The following is a 17,626-nucleotide window of genomic DNA, read 5'->3' as shown; positions in this document are numbered from 1 at the left end:
GCTACTCGCCAAACGGGTTCCGGTCGTGCGGCAGGTCACCGGGGTGCATGCCCGCGTCGAATCCGCTGGACACCGCCGGCAATTCGGCTGCGGTGGCGACGGCAGCTACGGAGTTTATGGCCGTCTGATCGAGTTCGAAAAGCTCGCGCAGCGCCTCGGCGTAGCTGTCGCCGCCGGGAGCGCTGGCCAGTTGCTTGATCCGCACCGTGGGCGCGTGCAGCAATTTGTCCACCACCCGCCGCACGGTGCGGGCCACCTCGTCCCGCTCGGCGCGCTCCAGCCCGGGGAGCCGGTTCTCCAGGCGCAGCAACTCGGCCTCGACCACGTCTGCGGCCCGCTGGCGCAACGCCGTGACCGTCGGGGTGACCTCGGCCATCCGCTGCCCCACCAGGTAGGCGGCGACTTCGGCGGCGACGATGTGGCGGGCGGCGTCGACGTCGGCCGCCGTGGCGTGGGCCGACGGCTCGTGTTGGACGCGGTCGACGTCGACGACCCAGACGCCCGGCAGGCCGGCCACCGCCGGATCGACGTCGCGGGGCATCCCCAGATCGCAGATGACCAGCGGCTGTGTCTCTTCGTCTCGGCGGGCATGAGCCAGCGCGTGGTGCACGTCGGCCAGCAAAACCACCGGACTCACCGCTCCGGTGCAGCTGACCACCACGTCGGCATCGGCCAGCGCCTCGGCCAGGCGGTCGAGCCTCATCACCTCGGCCGGCACACCTGCTCCGCGGACCTTGCCCGCAAGCCGCTGCGCCCGCGGCAGCGAGCGGTTGAGCACATGGATCCGCCCGATACCGGCCCGAGTCAGGTGTGCGGCCGACAGCGCACCCATCGCCCCGGCGCCGACCACCACGGCGGTCTTGGCCTCCAGCCCGCCCAGGTGTCGTTCGGCAATGCTCAGGGCGACGGACACCACGGAAGCACCGGCAGCGTCGATTCCGGTTTCGGAGTGCACCCGCTTGCCCACCGACAACGCCCGCTGGGCCAGTTCGTGCAACACCCGGCCGACGGTGCGGTTGGCCTCGGCGGCGGCATACGAGCGCCGTACCTGGCCCAGCACCTGCTGCTCGCCGATCACGGCCGAATCCAGGCCGCTGGCCACCGCGAACAGATGCTCGACCGCGGCCTCGCTGTAGCGGACGTAGGCGTGTTTGGTCAGGTCACCCATCGACATGCCGGAGTGCTCGGACAGCACCTGGCCGATCACCGACAGGCCGCCGTGAAACGCCTCCACCACCGCATACACCTCGACGCGGTTGCACGTCGACAGCACCATGGCCTCGGTGACCAGCGGTGATTGCAAAACCTTGTCGACGATCTTGACTTGCTCGGATTCGTCGATGCTGAGTTGCTCCAAGACGGAAACCGGCGCGCTGCGATGCGAAACCCCGAAGAGCAGGATGCTCACGGCAGCACCACCTGGCCCGCTCCCTTGCGCATTGAGAAGTGAACTGCTTTCTACGGTAGACGCTCGTCAGGTGGGCTACCAAATAATTGAGCGACCTGCCAGCGCCTTCTCAGCCGGCCAGATCAGCGCGCAGCCGGGCTTCGTCTACTTCCCAGTAGCTATGTTCGCGGCCATCGAGCAAGATCACCGGCAGCCGGTCGCCGAACTCGGCCCGCAGGCCGGTGTTACCGGCCGCGGCCGCGGCGTCGACGTCGGTGCTGACCAACTCGAACCTCAGCTCCTGGGACAGCTCGGCCAGCTGCGCGTGTACCCGCAGGCAGATCGCGCAGCCGTCGCGGGTCAGTAGCTCCACCTGCCGGCGCCCGGATCGCGGTGCTGACGGCGTCATGGGCACCAGTGTGGCATTCGGTGGCACTCCCGGTGCCGCAGGATGCGGACTCGTCGGGTTCTCGAGTGCACGGCGGAGCGCGCCTTCCGGGCGCCGGGTCCGTTAGGGCGCGGGTTCGGGGTCGGTGTCCCGGGCTTGCCACCGGCGTGGGCCGGCGGGGCCTGAATCGTCGGCGTCGTCGGAACGCCGGAATGCCGACTCGTGGGGCGACGACATCCCTGATCGGGCTCCGCCGGGACCGACGCCCCCGCGCCGGTCCCCGGTTGCCGATCCGCCGTTGGGCGGCAGCAGCAGGGCGCGAACCAGCCGGCGAGGCCCGTAGGCCCGCAGCATCCGACTCGCCGGACGCGGCCGCACCCGCTGCGGCCACCAGAACCAGCGTCCCAGCAGCGCGGCAATGGACGGTGTCATGAACGAGCGGACGATCAACGTGTCGAACAACAGGCCCAGCCCGATGGTGGTGCCGATCTGACCGATAATCCGCAGATCGCTGAACACGAAGAGGGACATGGTCACGGCGAACACCATGCCCGCGGCCGTCACCACTCCGCCGGTGCCGGCCATCGCGCGGATGATCCCGGTGTTGAGCCCGGCTCCGATCTCTTCTTTGAGCCGCGAGATCAGCAACAGGTTGTAATCCGATCCCACGGCCAGCAGCAGGATCACCGACATCGCCAATACCAGCCAGTACAACTCGATGCCGAGGATGTCCTCCCATACGAGCACGGACAGACCGAAAGACGACCCCATAGACAGCAGCACCGTCCCGACGATGACGGCCGCGGCGACGACACTCCGGGTGATGAGCATCATGATGATCACGATCAGGCTGATCGCGGCCACTCCGGCGATCAGCAGGTCGTAGGTGGCGCCCTCTTGAATGTCCCGGAACGTCGCCGCGGTACCACCCAGATAGATCGCGGCACCCTGCAACGGAGTGCCTTTGATGGCCTCCCGCGCCTCATCCTTGATCTGCTCGACCCGGGCGATACCGGCCGATGTCGCGGGGTCCCCCTCCAGGGCAATGATGAAACGGGCCGCTTTGCCGTCCGGCGACAAGAACATCTTCAGGCCGCGCTGGAAGTCGGGATTCTTGAAGGCCGACTGCGGCAGATAGAAGGAATCATCGATTTGGGCGGCGTCGAAGACCCGGCCCATCGCGCCGGGATCCTTGCTGCCCGTATCCGATTGGTCATAGAAAGACTGCAACGTGCCGTGCCAGACAACCAGCATGTCCCGCATGATCGTCATCGTCTCTATCATCGGCGGAATCTGGGCACGCATTTGCGGCAGGAGTTTCACCAGAATATCCATGTCGGTGACCAGATATTCGAGTTTCTCGCTCATCTGGTCGACGTTGTCGATCATGTCGAATATTGATCTGATGGACCAGCAAACCGGGATATCGTAGCAATGTTTGTCCCAGTAAAAGTAGCTGCGAATCGGCCGGAAGAAATCCTCGAAGTCGGCGATGTGATCTCGCAACGTGTTCGTGATATTCGACAGATCATGAGTGAGGTGATCCATGTCGACGGTATTGTCGATGACTTCACCCATGAGTTCGTACATGGTGTGCATGGTCGCAATGGAGACATCCATCGCCTTTACCTGTATCAGCATGTCGTCCATGCGGGCCTTCATAAACTGCATGTTTTCGGTGTTCGATACCCCTTGCATGCTGATGATAAATGGTATCGAAGTGTGCTTGATGGTGGTTCCCAGCGGCCGGGTAATCGCTTTGACTTGTTCGATACCGCGACTGTGGTAAATGTTCTTGGCTATTTTGTCCAATACCAGCATGTCCACCGGATTACGCATATCGTGGTCGGTCTCGACCATCAGCACCTCGGGGTTGAGCCGGGCCCGCGAAAAATGCCGGCCCGCTGCCGCATCCCCGACGTTGGACGGCATGCTGGCCGGCATGAACTTGCGCAGATCGTATGTCGTCTTGTAACTGGGCAACGCCAGCAGGCCGATAAACGCGATCACGCAGGTCGCGGCTAGAACCGGCCCCGGCCAGCGGACGATTGCCGTCCCCACGCGTCGCCATCGGCGGGTGTTCAATCTCCGCTTGGGATCGAAAAGCTTGAATAAACTGCCGATGGTTAGCACCGCGGGCCCAAGCGTGAGGGCTGCGAAGACCGCGACAAGCATGCCTATCGCGCATGGCGGGCCGAGTGTATTGAAATACGGAAGCCGGGCGAAGCTGAGGCAATACATGGCGCCGGCAATGGTCAATCCGGAGCCCAAGATCACGTGGGCGGTCCCATGGAACATCGTGTAGAACGCGGTCTCGCGATCTTCGCCGGCGTTGCGCGCTTCGTGGTAACGACCGAGCATGAATATGGCGTAGTCCGTGGTGGCCGCAATGGCCAACAGGACCAGCAGATTGGTTGCGAAGGTGGAGAGACTGAATACGTTGTGGTCGGCGAGAAAGGCAATGGTTCCCCGGATTGCCCCCAGGTCAATCCCGACCATGATCAAGACGAGAAACGCGGTAACCACGGAGCGGTAAATGAAAAGCAACATCACCGCGATCACCAGGCTGGTGATCGCGGTGACCTTGGCGATGCTTTTATCCCCGGCCTCGGCCTGGTCAGCGTTCAGTGCCGATGGGCCGGTGACGTAAGCTTTGACCCCCCGCGGCGGCGGTGTGGTGTCCACGATATGCCGGACGGCGTGCACCGATGCGTATGCTTCGGTTTCGTTGTCACCGACGAGATACACCACGACATATGCGGCTTTGTCGTCCGGGCTCTGAGATCCGCCGGCGGTCAACGGATCACCCCAGAAGTCCTGAATGTGCGCGACGTGCCTGGTATCAGCTGAAAGCCTTTTCATCAGCTCGCCGTAAAATTGGTGTGCCTCGTCGCCGAGTGGCTTATCGCTTTCCAGCACAATGGTCACGGCATTATCGGAGTCGAACTCCTTGAATGCTTGGCCGACGCGCCTTATCGCCTCGATCGACGGCGCGTCGCTGGGGCTCATCGATACCGAGTGGGCCTTTCCCACCGCCTCCAGCTGCGGAACGGCGAGATTGACGATCGCGGTGAACCCCAGCCATAACAACAGGATCAGCACCGCAAAACGGCGGATCAATCGCGGCAGAGGCGGGCGCTTTGGCGCCGCCGCGCCATCCCGTTCGCTCATGCCGATGTCACCTGGCAAAAGGTCAGGGCTTTGGGTCTGGTGACCGACCTTTCGTCCTTGACGGTGCCGTTCACGATGATCCGGCAGCCGATGGTGTCGGCGTTGCTCTGCGCCATCAGGTTCACACTGACCGCGGGCAGCGTCGTGGTGACCGTCTGCGACCACGGCAGCGGCACGTCCGGCAGCTGCAGCACATGGGCGTCGGGGTCCAGGTAGGCGATCCTTGCGGTCGGGGCGGGGCCGAAAACTTCGTAGATCACTTGCTTCGGGTTGAACAGCGGGACATCGACATCAGCCTTGGCCATCACGGCGGGATGCTCGTGAACGCCGAATACGCGGTGCAGACGATAGATACCCAGCGCCGCGACAATCGCCACGGCTGAGACGGCCAGCAGCAGCCACATTCGTTTCACAACGCTGGTAACCGGACTCATCCTCACCTTCGTGCTTCGCCACCGGGCCCACACCATAGACTGCGGCATCGGGTGCGTCGCCCCCGGCTCGTCCCAATCAAGGTGCGTGGTCGAGAGCGCCCATTGCGCGAATCTGAACCTCCCAGAAATCTCCAACGTGTGTGGCAATCCGATGCGTCGTTTGCGCTCGCAGCGTAGACGCTACCGCCGACCCGCTGAATGCATTTCGGATTTCAGACAAACCTCGTTACCGGTGCCCCCGGCGACGGCCGGATCAGACGGGTCACAGCAGCTTCTCCAGGGTGATGGGCAAATCGGTGACGCGTCTGCCGGTGGCGTTGAACACGGCATTGGCGATCGCAGCGGGTACCCCGACGATGACCAACTCGCCGAGTCCCTTGACGCCGATCGGGTCGGCAATCGTGTCCTCGGCCGGCAAAAAGGTCGCGTCCAGGGCGGGGACGTCGGCGTTGACCGGAACCAGGTAGTCGGACATGTTTGCGTTGACTATCCGGCCGTCGCGGTAATCCAGCTCCGTCCGCTCCAGCAACGCCATCCCGATCCCGCCGACCATGCCTCCAATCGCCTGACTGTGCGCGAGTTTGGGATTGATCACCCGGCCGGCGTCGTAGCACGCATACATGCGGCGGATCCGCACCGTCGGCAGCAAACGGTCGACGACCACCTCGGCGAATACGGCTCCGTAGCCGTAGGTGGAGTATCGGCGATCGGCGTCGTCCGGCGTCCAGGTCTGTTGTGAATCCAAACCGGACCAGCCGCGGCGGCGCAACAAGTCCTGATACGACTCGCCGCGCTCGGATCCGGCCCTGGAAGCCGTGGCGCACATACGGCCGTCGGCAACCACCACCTCCTCCGGACGCAGGCCGCTCAGCGGAGATCGCGGGTCGGTGACCGCCGTGCGAATAAACCTGTCGCGCAGCATGTTCGCGGCGGTGTACACCGCAGAACCCACACTGGCCATGGTTCGCGAGGCCGAGTGCGGGGGCGCCGGCGGAAAACTGCTATCACCCAACGCGAATCGTACCCGGCTCAACGGCATTCCGAGGGCATCGGCAGCGACCTGCGTCATCGACGTATAGGTCCCGGGCCCCATGTCGCTGGTTCCGCATTGCACTTCGGCGGTGCCGTCGGCGAAAACCTTCGCGATCGCCGAGCACTGGCTGCGATACGTGTAGTAGGCAGCGGCGGCCACCCCGATCCCGACGAAGAGATCGCCCTCGCGGGTGGCGGCGGGCGCCGGATTGCGCCGGTTCCATCCGAACCTCGCCGCGCCCCGGGTCAGGCATTCGGTGAGCCGACGGGTGGAGAACGGCATCCCGTTGGTCTGGTCGACGTCGGGTTCGTTGCGCATCCGCAATTCGATCGGGTCCATGCGCAGACGGTGTGCCAGATCGTCCATGGCGCACTCGAGCGCAAACGCTCCGGTGACCGCGCCGGGGCCCCGCATGAACCACGGCAGGCCAACATCCAACGGCACCACGCGATACGTCGAACGCATGTTGGGGACGCGGTAGAGCAGTCGGGGACTGCGGACGAGTCCGTCCTCATAGTCCCCGTACCTGGCCGTCTCCGTATGCCCTTCGTGGATCATCGCCCTGAGGCGCCCGGATTCGTCTGTCCCGATCGCCATACGCTGCCGACTGGTGGGCCGGTATCCGATTGCGCTGTACATCTGCCGGCGGGTCAATACCAGCTTGACGGGTCGTCGCATCCGGCGAGCCGCGAAAGCGGTCAGCACTTGATGCGGCCAGGTCCGGCTGGCACTACCGAACGAGCCGCCCACGAACGGCGAGATCAGCCGGACACGATCTGTGGGTAGACCGAAGGCGTCGGCGTAGAACTGTCGGGCAGCGCTGATGTCTTGCACCTTGTCCCATACCGTGAGCCGATCGCGCTCCCAGGTGGCAATCGTCGCAGGCATCTCCATGGGGCTGTGATCGTTGCGCGCGATGCTGAACCGCATGTCCGTCATCACCGCGGTACGGCGAATCGCCTGATCGGCGAACCCGCGGAAATAGTCGCGGATGAACCGGCCGGGTCGCTTGTCCGCTTGTGCCGCATCAATATCGGTCAGCGGCGGCCGACTCGAATACCGGACGTCGACCAGTTCTGACCCGTGGACCGCCGACTCGAGCGTCGTCGCGATCACCACGGCGACCGGCTGTCCGAAGAAGGTCACCAGCCGGGTGTCGAAGGGCAGTTTCACCCCGGTGAAGTCGGTCAGCACGGCAAGCACGTCAGGCTGCCGCAACGCGGCACCGGCGTCCATGCGCTTGATCCCGCCGCATGCCACCGTGCTACAGACCAGTGCGGCGTAGAGCAATCCGGGAATCTGGTTGTCGGCGGCGTAGCTGGCCTTGCCGGTCACCTTCAGCGGCCCGTCCACCCGGCTGACCGGCTGGCCGGAAACGACCTGGGCGGCGTTGAATGCGTGGGTCATGGCATTGCCGCCACGGTGGCCAATTGCTTTTCGACAGTGCGCTGGAGAAGTTCGACCTTGAAACCGTTCTCCCGCAACGGTTGAGTACCGGCAACCGAAAGTTCGGCGGCGCGGCGGAACAGGCCCGTGTCGATCGGGCGGCCCTGCAGCTCCCTTTCGACGGCCGGTAACCGCCACGGGACGGTGGCGACGCCGCCAACGGCGACCCGCGCGCTGCGTATCGTGCCGGCGACGATGTCGAGTGCCACGGCCGCCGAGGCCAGCGCAAATTGGTATGACTGCCGATCGCGCACCTTGAGATATCCGGACCGGCGGGCCTCCGGCCCGAGAGGTACCTCGATCCCGACGATCAGCTCGCCCGGTTCGAGGTTGTGCTCGCGGTGCGGTGAGTCACCTGGCTGGCGGAAGAGTTCCGCCAGCGCAAATCGCCGCTGCCCGGCGGCTCCCCGACTGACGACGACGGCGTCCAATGCCAGCAGCGCAACCGCGAGGTCCGAAGGGTGGGTAGCGCTGCAGTGCCGGCTGGTACCGAGGATTGCGTGGGTGCGGTTACGTCCGTCGATCGCCGAGCAGCCGGTGCCCGGAGCGCGACGGTTGCATGCGGCCGACACGTCGCGGAAATACAGACACCGCGGGCGTTGCAGCAGGTTGCCGCCGATCGATGCCATGTTGCGAAGCTGAGCCGAGGCGCTGAGCTCGAGTGCCTGACCGATCACCGGGGCTTGTTGCCGGACGACGGGATGAGCAGCAAGGTCGGACATCCGCACCAGGGATCCGACACGGATCATTCCCGGCTGCACGTCGATCCAGCGGTACGGAAGCGCGTTGATGTCGACCAGCGAATCGGGGCGTTCGACCGATTCCCTCATCAAGTCGACCAGCGTGGTGCCCCCGGCGATATAACGGGCGCCGGCCGCCGCCGCCCGCAACGCCGCCTGCTCGTCGAACGCTTTGAGGTAGCGGAACGGGAACACGTGCTACCGGTCTCGTGCCACGGTTGCGACCGCCTTGACGATGTTGGTGTATGCACCGCACCGACAGATGTTGCCGCTCATCCACTCTCGTATTTCCGCGGGCGAACCCGCGTGCCCTTCGGCGATACAACCGACGCCGGACATGATTTGGCCGGCGGTGCAGTAGCCGCACTGGAAGGCGTCCTCATCGATGAACGCTTGTTGCAGGGGATGGAGTCGGCCGCCCGAACCGGCCAAGCCCTCGATGGTGGTGATCTGCGCACCCTCGTGCATGACCGCCAAAGTCAGGCAGGAGTTGATCCGCCGACCGTCGACCAGCACCGTGCAGGCACCGCATGCGCCGTGGTCGCAGGCCTTCTTGGTGCCGGGCAATCCCACCCGCTCGCGCAGCATGTCCAGCAGCGACGTGCGGTTGTCGACGGCGATTTCTCGAGGTTCGCCGTTGATCTCGGCCCGCACCACGGCGGTGTGGATTTCGTCCTGGACGGTTCGCTCAGATCCGGCAACGGTAGTGACGGCGACGACACCGCCCGCGGCGACGGAGGCACCCACAAACGTCCGGCGATTGACTCGGAACCCAAGTCGGTCGTCCACGGCTCAACTGTAGAAGCGCAGCTCGCAACATCGTTGATAAACTCGGATCCCGGCCCGTGTTCGTCTCGCGTCAGCCTGGAAAACCTCCCCAACACATATGCCGGATAGGGTTTATGTTGGCCGAAGTGTCGCCCACCGGCCGGGTACCGCGATTGTGAGAGGTTTCTGATGGCTTCCTCTGATCTGGGCACCTCGAATCGCATCACCGGCGCCGACCTGGAGTCGGTGGCCGCAAATGCCAGCGCCGAACGCGCCCTCGACGGCCTGCGCGCGACCGCCGCTGCGCAGGATCGTCCGCAGCCGCCGATCGACCTGACCGCGGCGGCGTTCTTCGATGTGGACAACACGTTGGTCCAGGGCTCGTCCGCGGTGCACTTCGGCCGGGGGCTGGCCGCCCGTCGTTACTTCACCTACCGCGACGTCCTGGGCTTCGTCTACGCGCAAGCCAAGTTCCAGCTGCTCGGCGTGGAGAACAGCGAGGACGTCGCAGCCGGGCGGCGCAAGGCGCTGGCCTTCATCGAGGGCCGTTCGGTGGCCGAACTGATGAACCTGGGCGAGGAGATTTACGACGAATTCATCGCCGACAAGATCTGGCCGGGCACCCGCGAGCTCACCCAGATGCATCTCGAAGCCGGGCAGCAGGTTTGGCTGATCACCGCGACGCCGTACGAGCTCGCGGCGACGATCGCCCGCCGGCTTGGCCTGACCGGCGCGCTGGGCACGGTGGCGGAGTCCGTCGACGGGGTGTTCACCGGCCGGCTCGTCGGCGACATCCTGCACGGCACCGGTAAGGCTCACGCGGTGCGTTCACTGGCCATCCGGGAAGGTCTGAACCTCAAACGCTGCACCGCCTATTCCGACAGCTACAACGACGTGCCGATGCTGTCGCTGGTGGGCACCGCCGTCGCCATCAACCCGGATTCGCGGCTGCGCAGCCTGGCCCGCGAGCGGGGCTGGGAAATTCGGGATTTCCGGACCGCGCGCAAGGCCGCCCGGATCGGGGTGCCGTCGGCCCTGGCGCTGGGCGCGGCCGGCGGCGCGTTGGCGGCTCTGGCGTCCCGGCGCCAATCACGCTGATAAGCTGCGCCGCTGAGCACACATTCGAGCAGAGAGCACAGCGGCATGACAGTCCCCCAGGAAGCAGAAGGACTCATCGGCAAGAACTACCGCGCCCCCGACTATTTCGAAGTCGGGCGGGAGAAGATCCGCGAGTTCGCGGCCGCGGTCAACGACGAGCATCCGGCGCACTATGACGATGCGGCCGCGGCCGAAGCGGGCTATCCCGCATTGGTGGCCCCGCCGACCTTCCTGGCGGTCGCCGGACGGCGCGTGCAGATGGAGATTTTCACCAAATTCAGCATTCCGATCAACATCGCCCGGGTCTTCCATCGCGACCAAAAGTTCCGGTTCCACCGGCCGATCCTGGCGGGCGACAAGCTTTTCTTTCATACTTACCTAGACTCTGTGATTGAGTCACACGGCACAGTGCTCGCCGAGATTCGAAGTGAAATCACAGATGCCGACGGCAAGCCGGTCGCTACCGGCGTCGTCACCATGTTGGGGGAAGCAGCGCACCACGAGGCCGAGGCCGATGCCACCGTGGCGGCAATTGCATCTATTTGAAACAAGTCGAAGCCAGAAGGTAGGGTCCGTTCAATGACGTCTCAGGGTGAAACGGGTGGCACGCAGCTCAAGCCGCCGGTCGAAGCAGTCCGTTCCCACTACGACAAATCCAACGAATTCTTCAAGCTTTGGCTTGACCCGTCGATGACGTACAGCTGCGCGTACTTCGAAGAGCGCCCCAATATGACGTTGGAAGAGGCGCAGTACGCCAAACGCAAACTTGCCCTGGACAAGCTGAACCTCGAGCCGGGCATGACGCTACTCGACATCGGCTGCGGCTGGGGCGCCACCATGCGCCACGCCGTGCAGGAATACGACGTCAACGTGATCGGCCTGACGCTCAGCGAGAACCAGTACGCCCACGACGTGGCGAAGTTCGAAGAGATCGACAGCCCCCGCCGCAAGGAGGTGCGGATCCAGGGCTGGGAGGAATTCGACGAGCCGGTCGACCGGATCGTGTCACTCGGTGCGTTCGAGCACTTCGCCGACGGCGCCGGCGATGCCGGGTTCGAGCGCTACGACACCTTCTTCAAGAAGTACTACAGCTTGACGCCAGACGACGGCCGGATGCTGCTGCACACGATCATCATCCCGGATGCCGACGAAGCCAAGGAGCTCGGCTTGACGTCGCCGATGAGCCTGCTGCGCTTTATCAAGTTCATCCTGACCGAGATCTTCCCGGGCGGTCGGTTGCCGCGAATCTCGCAGGTCGACCACTACTCGTCCAACGCCGGCTGGAAGGTCGAGCGCTACCACCGCATCGGCTCCAACTATGTTCCGACGCTGAACGCCTGGGCCGATGCGCTCGAGGCACACAAGGATGAGGCGATCGCCCTGAAGGGGCAGGAGACCTACGACATCTACATGCATTACCTGCGGGGCTGTTCGGACCTGTTCCGCGACCACTACACCGATGTTTGCCAGTTCACATTGGTGAAGTAGCGCTCGCATTTTGCTTCAGTCGCGAACGTAACGCCAAGGCGAATTCCGGCCCCGGCGTTACGCTCGCGCACCTCCAACAGACCGCGCCCAGTACGTCAGCCTAGGAAAATGTTGCGGCGCCCGGCCAACAGCCGGTACAGCGTCTGCTGAATGGTCTCACGCACCTGATCGGTCAACTCGAAGGTGACCATCGGATCCTCGGCGTCGGTGGTCGCGTAGTCGGCCGTGTGGATCGGCTCCCCGAATGCGATGCGCCACTTCGACGGCAGCGGCACCAATCCGGCGGGGCCGGCCAACGGGAACAGTGGAGTGACCGGGAAATAGGGCAAACCGAACAGCCGCGCCAGCAATTTGACATCGGTCAGCATCGGGTAGATCTCCTCCGACCCGATGATCGAGCAGGGCACAATCGGCGCCTGGGTACGCAGCGCCGCCGATACGAAGCCGCCGCGTCCGAATCTCTGCAGGCGGTAACGGTCCTCGAAGCGCTTACCCAGGCCCTTGTAACCTTCGGGGAACACGGCCGTGAGTTCGCCGGAGGCCAGCAGTCGGTGCGCGTCGGTGGTGCAAGCCATGGTGTGCCCGGCCTTGCGGGCGGCCTCGCCCACCACGGGCAGGTCGAACACCATGTCGGCGGCAAGCAGCCGCAGATCCCGGTGGGCGGGATGTTCGTCGTGAACCGCCACCGAAAGCATCAACCCGTCGAACGGCAACACTCCGGCATGGTTTGCCACCACCAGCGCGGCGCCATCGCTCGGAAGATTCTCGATTCCGCTGACTTCCACGCGGAACCATGACCTGAAGAAAAACCTCAGCAAAGGCCGAACGATCGCGTCGTTGAAATGCGGGTCGAATCCGAATTCGTCGACGCTGTAATCGCCGGTCAGGCGTTGCCGCAGGAATCCGGCGACCGCGGCGACACGCTGCGCGAGATCGCTGAGCGGCGCTTCGCCCGACCCGGGAACGGCAGTCGCACCCGCGGCACGCCGATGCTCGTCGATTTCACGGACCACTGCGGCGATCTGTTCGGCCGACGCGCGGCCGTTCGGATCGGACAGCAGCGACGGATGCTCACGGGACGAGTCGGCGCGTTGACCGGCACGGCGGCGCGCTGCTACCCGACCCCGATTACTGTGCAGTGGAATGACATTCGCTCTGGTCTCACCCGCCACGATAGCTACCCAAATCTACCTGACCCCCACCCATGGAATTGGCTTCCGGGTTCCCCACCGTTGCGCTAACGCGATCACGCGACCCTCCCAGGAGCGTACCCGATGCGGATCGATAATGGGAGTTAGGCCACGGCCCCGAACGTAGTCGTCGAAAGCCTCGGCCGTCGTCCACTTGGGCTGATAGCCAAGTTCGGAACGCATTCTGGTGGTGTCCATCACCCTGCCGTAACTCAAATAATCGAATTGCTCGCGGTTGATCTCGGTGTATCCGTTGGCTCGTCTCAGCGAATCAAGCGCCCACACCCCAAATCCCGGTACCGGCAACGGAATTCGGCCGGCCCGGCGGATCGCCTGCGACAGCATGATGATGCCGTCGGCACCGATGTTGAAGGTGCCGGCTTTGCCGGCCATCGCAGCGCGCTCCAGGGCACCCAACGCATCCTGCTCGTGCAGCAATTGCAGTCGCGCGTCGCGACCGAACATCGTGGGCACGAACGGCCCGGCAAGATACCGCGACAGTGTGGTGTCCATCGCGGGGCCGATCATGTTGGCCAGCCGCAGGATGGTCACCGCGATATCGGGTCGACGCCGGCCCAGCCCGCGCGCATACCCCTCGATATCGAGGCTGTCCTTGGCGAAACCCTCCCGGAAGGGTCGACGGCTGGTGCTGTCCTCGGTGAACACCACCGGGTCGTGTGGGCTCGAGCCGTAGACCTCGGACGTGGATTTCAGCACGACGCGGCGAACCGAGGGTGACTTCTGGCAAGCCGCGAACAGCTGCATGGCGCCCATCACGTTGATTTCCTTCAACGCGGCACTACCGCCGGACCGTGGCGCGTAGGAAGCGGCGGCCGCATGCACCACAGTGTCGACATCGCCATTTCGAATCACCTTGGCAATGAAGGGATTTCGAATGTCGGCGCGGACGAACTCGGCCCGGCCCATGCGACGCAGCATGTCCTTGCTGGGTGCGATCGCATCGACCGCGATCACCGAGTTGATCAACGGGTTCTGCGCCAGCCGGGCGGTCAGGTAGCCACCCAGAAACCGGCACGCACCGGTAACCAGCACTACCTTGGGGTAGTGCACGGTGTCGTCATTGCGGCCGCCGATTCCTCCGGCGCCGCCCCCCTGGCCGCTCGATGAGTTCACCCCGACAGCCTAGCGGCGTCGAGAGACAGCGGCGTTACAAGCCGGTGACGGTACGCGTCAACTGGGGCCGGCCGAGCCTTACTTGCCGAGTTTCCTGCGCTGTACCCGGGTGCGGCGCAGCAGCTTGCGGTGCTTTTTCTTCGACATGCGCTTGCGCCGCTTCTTGATTACTGAACCCATGGACTCCGCTACCTGACCATGCCCGCTTGTCAATGTTTACAAGGGACTACCAATGACTACAAAGGACCCAGTCACTTTACCCAGCCCGCCGCACCCAACACCAAACCGGCGCCATTGGTGGCCGCCGGGCCAGCCGAAGCAGACCCGTGGCGGCCTGCTCGGACCTGCGGCGCTGTCGGCTAGCCGGCGAAGTACGAGGTCTGCAGCATGTCGTGGACGGCCTTGGCATGCACCCGGAAAGACCGCCCGACCCGAACCGCGGGCAACTCGCCGTTGTGCACCAGCCGGTACACGGTCATCTTCGAGACCCGCATCAGCGAAGCCACCTCGGCCACGGTGAGGAATTGAGTACCGGCCTGCTGGCCTTCCCCCGTGCCGCTGTCGCGCACCGATTTACCTGCGGAATCCCGTGCTGATGGCCCGTTCGTTGACGTCATCGCAACCCAATCATGTCAGGCACGCGCAATGCCAGCGGCTTCCCCTCCGCTGGCACCCACACGTGCATACAAAGAGGAGAATAGCGGGACTAGTGGGGTTATTGGTACTGGTGAGAGGAAATCAGTTCAAAATTCCCGAATTATTCCGATGTAATTCTTAGCTGCTCAGAGCGGCTTTTGGCGGCTTGGACGGCCGCATCGACGATCCCCCGAAACCCGCCTTTCTCCAGCTCGCGCAGCGCGGCGGCAGTCGTCCCACCGGGGGAGGTGACCGACGCCCGCAGTTGCAGCGCCGTGGTGTCGACCAGCAACCCCGTCGGCTCACCGGCGGCCGGACGCTCTTGCTCCATCCGCTCCAGCAGCATCGCCGTCGACCCGGCCAGGGTCTGCGCGGTCAGCTCGGTGGCCACCTGACGGCTCAAGCCCACCGCGACGCCGGCGTCGACCAGGGCCTCGACCAGCAGGAAGAAATACGCCGGCCCGGAGCCCGACACTGCGGTCACAGCGTCCAACTGTTGCTCCGGAACGTTCAGCACGACGCCGACGGCATCGAAGAGTGCGGACACTTCGTTCAGCTGTTGCGGGGTAACGAACCGCCCCTTGGCCAGCGCGGTGACCCCGGCTCCCACCAGTGCGGCGGCGTTCGGCATCGCCCGGACCACCGGCGTGCCCGCCGGCAGCTTGGATTCGAAGTAGGAGGTCGTGACACCGGCGACGACCGTGACGACCACCTGCTCGACACTGTCGCTGCCGGCAGCCGTGGCCGCTGCAGCCAAGTCCCCCATCACCGTTTCGACGTCGGCCGGTTTCACCGCGACGACCACAAACGTCACGTGCTCGATCGCTTCGCTGACCGAGGTGACCAGTACCGAGTAGGTGCTGGCCAGGTACTTGGCGCGCTCGGGGATCCGTTCGGCCACGACCAGGTCCTTGACCTGCCGGCCCGCGCGCAGCAAACCCGACAGCAACGCTTCGCCGATACTGCCCCCACCGATGATCGCGATTCTTGCCATGCCGCACAGCATCGCAGACCCCGGAGCGCTAGCCAGCGGCCGGGACCATTGCCAATTGACGTGCTTGCACCACCAGACGGCCGTTGCTGTCGACGACGGTGTGGTCCTCGTCGAACCAGTCGTGTCCGATCTCCATGCAGGTGGCGATGATCCGCAGCCAGCCGTCGGCGGGCAGTGCCCGAAGGAAGGCGGTGAGCTGGACGGTCGGCGCCCAGCCGGTGCGGTCTACGGCAAAGGTGACCGGCGCCGACAAATCCCCGCACATGAGCGCGAAAAGCGGATCAGGAGCCACCCCGCGCGGGCGCGCCCACATCTGGATGACCGGCGGCCGCCCGTCGGTACCGGGCTGCAGCGTCGACAGCAGCGGCCGCACGTCGCAGCCCTCGCCCAGGTGCACCAGCCCGGCCAGCGGGTGGCCCGGTCCGATCGGCGCCACATCGTCGGGAGGTTCAGGTGCCATCAGATCCACGACCGGGTTCGCCGACAGCAGCGGGGTCGTCACGCCGAGCAGTTGGTGCTCGGGTTCGCCCAGCGTGACGACGGCATGCACCGCGGTGCGCTCACCCTGGGTCAGCTCGACGTCGACCACGCCGATCCGGCGGCCACGCTTGCGGATCGACGTCACCAGTCGCATCGCTCCCGGATCCGGCGCCCACAGGAAGTTGGCCGATACGACCACCGGTTGCAGTGCCGGCTGTGGCGCCGCCCCTCCATAAGCCATCCGGGCGGCATTGGCACACAGCGCCATCATCGCGCCGCCATGCACCTTGGGACCGATCGTCCAGTGCCGGTTCAGCTCGCCGTGAAACACCGCGTCATCGGCAGCAGCGTCGACCTGCCGCAGCGCCATCGCGGTGGTGAACATCGCGCTCATTTCACCGCAGCAGATGGGTCCGGGCGAACTGCAGGGACTCAACCAGCATGGCTTCCCGCTCACTCGCCGAACGTGCGGACGAGGTGGACACCTCCAGCACCACATGACCGGTAAAGCCACCGCTCGCCAGCATCTGGCACACCTCGGCAGTGGGCTGCGTGCCGTGACCGGGCACCAGGTGTTCATCGGCGGGCAGCCCGCTGCCGTCGCACAGGTGCAGATGGACCAGACCCCGGCCCATCCGGCGGGCCATATCCAGCGCATCGGTGCCCGCGGTCGAGGTATGCGAGAGGTCCAGCGTGTAATGGGCGTGATTGCCGTCCAGTGGGTCGTAGGACGGCGCGAACGCCGAAATCGCCGGACCCGGACCACCGCCGCGCCGGCGCATCCGTTCCCGTGATTGGCCGACCCCGAAAAGCCGGTCCGCCCGGAACGGAAACATGTTTTCGACGGCGACCATCACGTCGCTGGACGCTTCCAACGCGGCGACCTGCTCGCCGAACCCCTCGGCGTAGCGACGTTGCCACCGGAACGGCGGGTGTACCACGACCGTCTGCGCGCCCAGTCGTTCGGCGGCCCGCACACTGCGCTCCAGCTTGGGAATCGGGTTGGCGCCCCATACCCGTTGCGAGATCAGCAGGCATGGCGCATGCACGGACAGCACCGGCACGCGGTAGCGTCGCGACAGTCTCTTGACCGCGTCGACGTCCTGGCTGACCGACTCGCCCCACACCATCAGCTCGACTCCGTCGTAGCCGAGTCGGGCCGCGTACTCGAATGCGGCTTCGGCCCGCAGCGGGTACACCGAAGCCGTCGACAAGCCGACTTTGATTGCTGGACGCACT

The 17,626-nt window shown here is 65.0% G+C and carries 16 protein-coding genes and 1 pseudogene; 3 read left to right on the top strand and 14 right to left on the bottom strand.

The features are described 5' to 3' along the window. Window position 1: 1 nt before the first annotated feature. From EET10_RS03530 to EET10_RS03500, 7 genes and pseudogenes are all read right to left on the bottom strand, one after another. The gene (locus EET10_RS03530; RefSeq protein WP_063466971.1) at window positions 2-1,408 is read right to left on the bottom strand and encodes a glutamyl-tRNA reductase; all 1,407 of its coding nucleotides are present in this window, start codon (window positions 1,406-1,408) and stop codon (window positions 2-4) included. A 50-nt stretch (window positions 1,409-1,458) separates the two neighbouring features. Then, window positions 1,459-1,796: pseudogene (locus EET10_RS03525) on the bottom strand (glutaredoxin family protein). A 102-nt stretch (window positions 1,797-1,898) separates the two neighbouring features. Continuing rightward, the gene (locus tag EET10_RS03520) at window positions 1,899-4,946 is read right to left on the bottom strand and encodes an MMPL/RND family transporter (RefSeq protein ID WP_246013597.1); all 3,048 of its coding nucleotides are present in this window, start codon (window positions 4,944-4,946) and stop codon (window positions 1,899-1,901) included. Then, window positions 4,943-5,380: an MmpS family transport accessory protein gene (locus EET10_RS03515; protein WP_099187995.1), complete on the bottom strand. Its 438-nt coding sequence runs from the start codon at window positions 5,378-5,380 to the stop codon at window positions 4,943-4,945. Before EET10_RS03515 ends, EET10_RS03520 begins: the two co-directional genes overlap by 4 nt. Before the next feature lie 262 nt (window positions 5,381-5,642). Next, complete coding sequence (locus EET10_RS03510; protein ID WP_063466967.1) at window positions 5,643-7,820, bottom strand: xanthine dehydrogenase family protein molybdopterin-binding subunit; 2,178 nt, start codon at window positions 7,818-7,820, stop codon at window positions 5,643-5,645. Beyond that, window positions 7,817-8,794, bottom strand: coding sequence for an FAD binding domain-containing protein (locus EET10_RS03505; protein WP_122501899.1), 978 nt, complete (start codon window positions 8,792-8,794; stop codon window positions 7,817-7,819). Before EET10_RS03505 ends, EET10_RS03510 begins: the two co-directional genes overlap by 4 nt. A 3-nt stretch (window positions 8,795-8,797) precedes the next feature. Next, window positions 8,798-9,388, bottom strand: coding sequence for a (2Fe-2S)-binding protein (locus EET10_RS03500; RefSeq protein ID WP_167480124.1), 591 nt, complete (start codon window positions 9,386-9,388; stop codon window positions 8,798-8,800). Window positions 9,389-9,556: 168 nt separating this feature from the next. On the opposite strand from EET10_RS03500, the gene EET10_RS03495 reads away from it, so the two are divergent. The 3 genes from EET10_RS03495 to cmaA2 are packed head-to-tail and all read left to right on the top strand — an operon-like array spanning window position 9,557 to window position 11,953. Then, window positions 9,557-10,465, top strand: a complete 909-nt coding sequence (locus tag EET10_RS03495; protein ID WP_036398695.1) for an HAD family hydrolase — start codon at window positions 9,557-9,559, stop codon at window positions 10,463-10,465. A gap of 45 nt (window positions 10,466-10,510) precedes the next feature. Then, window positions 10,511-11,011, top strand: a complete 501-nt coding sequence (locus EET10_RS03490) for an FAS1-like dehydratase domain-containing protein (protein ID WP_036398697.1) — start codon at window positions 10,511-10,513, stop codon at window positions 11,009-11,011. Window positions 11,012-11,044: 33 nt separating this feature from the next. Beyond that, a complete protein-coding gene (gene cmaA2 / locus EET10_RS03485; protein WP_023370452.1) occupies window positions 11,045-11,953 on the top strand; it encodes a cyclopropane mycolic acid synthase CmaA2 in 909 nt (302 codons plus the stop codon). Window positions 11,954-12,048: 95 nt separating this feature from the next. Here the strand turns inward: cmaA2 and EET10_RS03480 are convergent, their stop codons facing one another. From EET10_RS03480 to EET10_RS03450, 7 genes are all read right to left on the bottom strand, one after another. Continuing rightward, the gene (locus EET10_RS03480) at window positions 12,049-13,125 is read right to left on the bottom strand and encodes a lysophospholipid acyltransferase family protein (RefSeq protein ID WP_036398699.1); all 1,077 of its coding nucleotides are present in this window, start codon (window positions 13,123-13,125) and stop codon (window positions 12,049-12,051) included. A gap of 15 nt (window positions 13,126-13,140) precedes the next feature. Then, on the bottom strand, window positions 13,141-14,277 hold the full coding sequence (locus tag EET10_RS03475; protein ID WP_063466965.1) for an SDR family oxidoreductase: 1,137 nt from the start codon (window positions 14,275-14,277) through the stop codon (window positions 13,141-13,143). A 78-nt stretch (window positions 14,278-14,355) separates the two neighbouring features. Then, entirely contained in the window at window positions 14,356-14,457 is a 102-nt protein-coding gene (locus EET10_RS03470) for a 30S ribosomal protein bS22 (RefSeq protein ID WP_003402602.1), read from the bottom strand. A 179-nt stretch (window positions 14,458-14,636) separates the two neighbouring features. Beyond that, window positions 14,637-14,894, bottom strand: a complete 258-nt coding sequence (locus tag EET10_RS03465) for a helix-turn-helix domain-containing protein (RefSeq protein ID WP_023370446.1) — start codon at window positions 14,892-14,894, stop codon at window positions 14,637-14,639. A gap of 140 nt (window positions 14,895-15,034) precedes the next feature. Continuing rightward, window positions 15,035-15,907 (bottom strand): pyrroline-5-carboxylate reductase, encoded by an 873-nt coding sequence (gene proC, locus EET10_RS03460; RefSeq protein ID WP_174719672.1) that lies wholly within the window; start codon window positions 15,905-15,907, stop codon window positions 15,035-15,037. A gap of 28 nt (window positions 15,908-15,935) precedes the next feature. Continuing rightward, window positions 15,936-16,781: a thioesterase family protein gene (locus EET10_RS03455; RefSeq protein WP_036398703.1), complete on the bottom strand. Its 846-nt coding sequence runs from the start codon at window positions 16,779-16,781 to the stop codon at window positions 15,936-15,938. 1 nt (window position 16,782) lies between these two features. Further along, complete coding sequence (locus EET10_RS03450; RefSeq protein WP_036398706.1) at window positions 16,783-17,625, bottom strand: sugar phosphate isomerase/epimerase family protein; 843 nt, start codon at window positions 17,623-17,625, stop codon at window positions 16,783-16,785. Window position 17,626: the final 1 nt, after the last annotated feature.

The sequence above is a fragment of the Mycobacterium pseudokansasii genome (assembly GCF_900566075.1).
GTDB classification, from domain to species: domain Bacteria; phylum Actinomycetota; class Actinomycetes; order Mycobacteriales; family Mycobacteriaceae; genus Mycobacterium; species Mycobacterium pseudokansasii.
Note: the sequence above shows the minus strand (reverse complement) of the source record. Positions and strands in the feature narration are given on the sequence as shown.

Coding starts and splice junctions, on each gene's coding strand:
- EET10_RS03510 (WP_063466967.1), bottom strand. CDS start 7,820: ATGACCCACGCATTCAACGCCGCCCAGGTCGTTTCCGGCCAGCCGGTC.
- proC (WP_174719672.1), bottom strand. CDS start 15,907: ATGGCAAGAATCGCGATCATCGGTGGGGGCAGTATCGGCGAAGCGTTG.
- EET10_RS03520 (WP_246013597.1), bottom strand. CDS start 4,946: ATGAGCGAACGGGATGGCGCGGCGGCGCCAAAGCGCCCGCCTCTGCCG.
- EET10_RS03455 (WP_036398703.1), bottom strand. CDS start 16,781: ATGAGCGCGATGTTCACCACCGCGATGGCGCTGCGGCAGGTCGACGCT.
- EET10_RS03495 (WP_036398695.1), top strand. CDS start 9,557: ATGGCTTCCTCTGATCTGGGCACCTCGAATCGCATCACCGGCGCCGAC.
- EET10_RS03515 (WP_099187995.1), bottom strand. CDS start 5,380: ATGAGTCCGGTTACCAGCGTTGTGAAACGAATGTGGCTGCTGCTGGCC.
- EET10_RS03465 (WP_023370446.1), bottom strand. CDS start 14,894: ATGACGTCAACGAACGGGCCATCAGCACGGGATTCCGCAGGTAAATCG.
- EET10_RS03490 (WP_036398697.1), top strand. CDS start 10,511: ATGACAGTCCCCCAGGAAGCAGAAGGACTCATCGGCAAGAACTACCGC.
- EET10_RS03470 (WP_003402602.1), bottom strand. CDS start 14,457: ATGGGTTCAGTAATCAAGAAGCGGCGCAAGCGCATGTCGAAGAAAAAG.
- cmaA2 (WP_023370452.1), top strand. CDS start 11,045: ATGACGTCTCAGGGTGAAACGGGTGGCACGCAGCTCAAGCCGCCGGTC.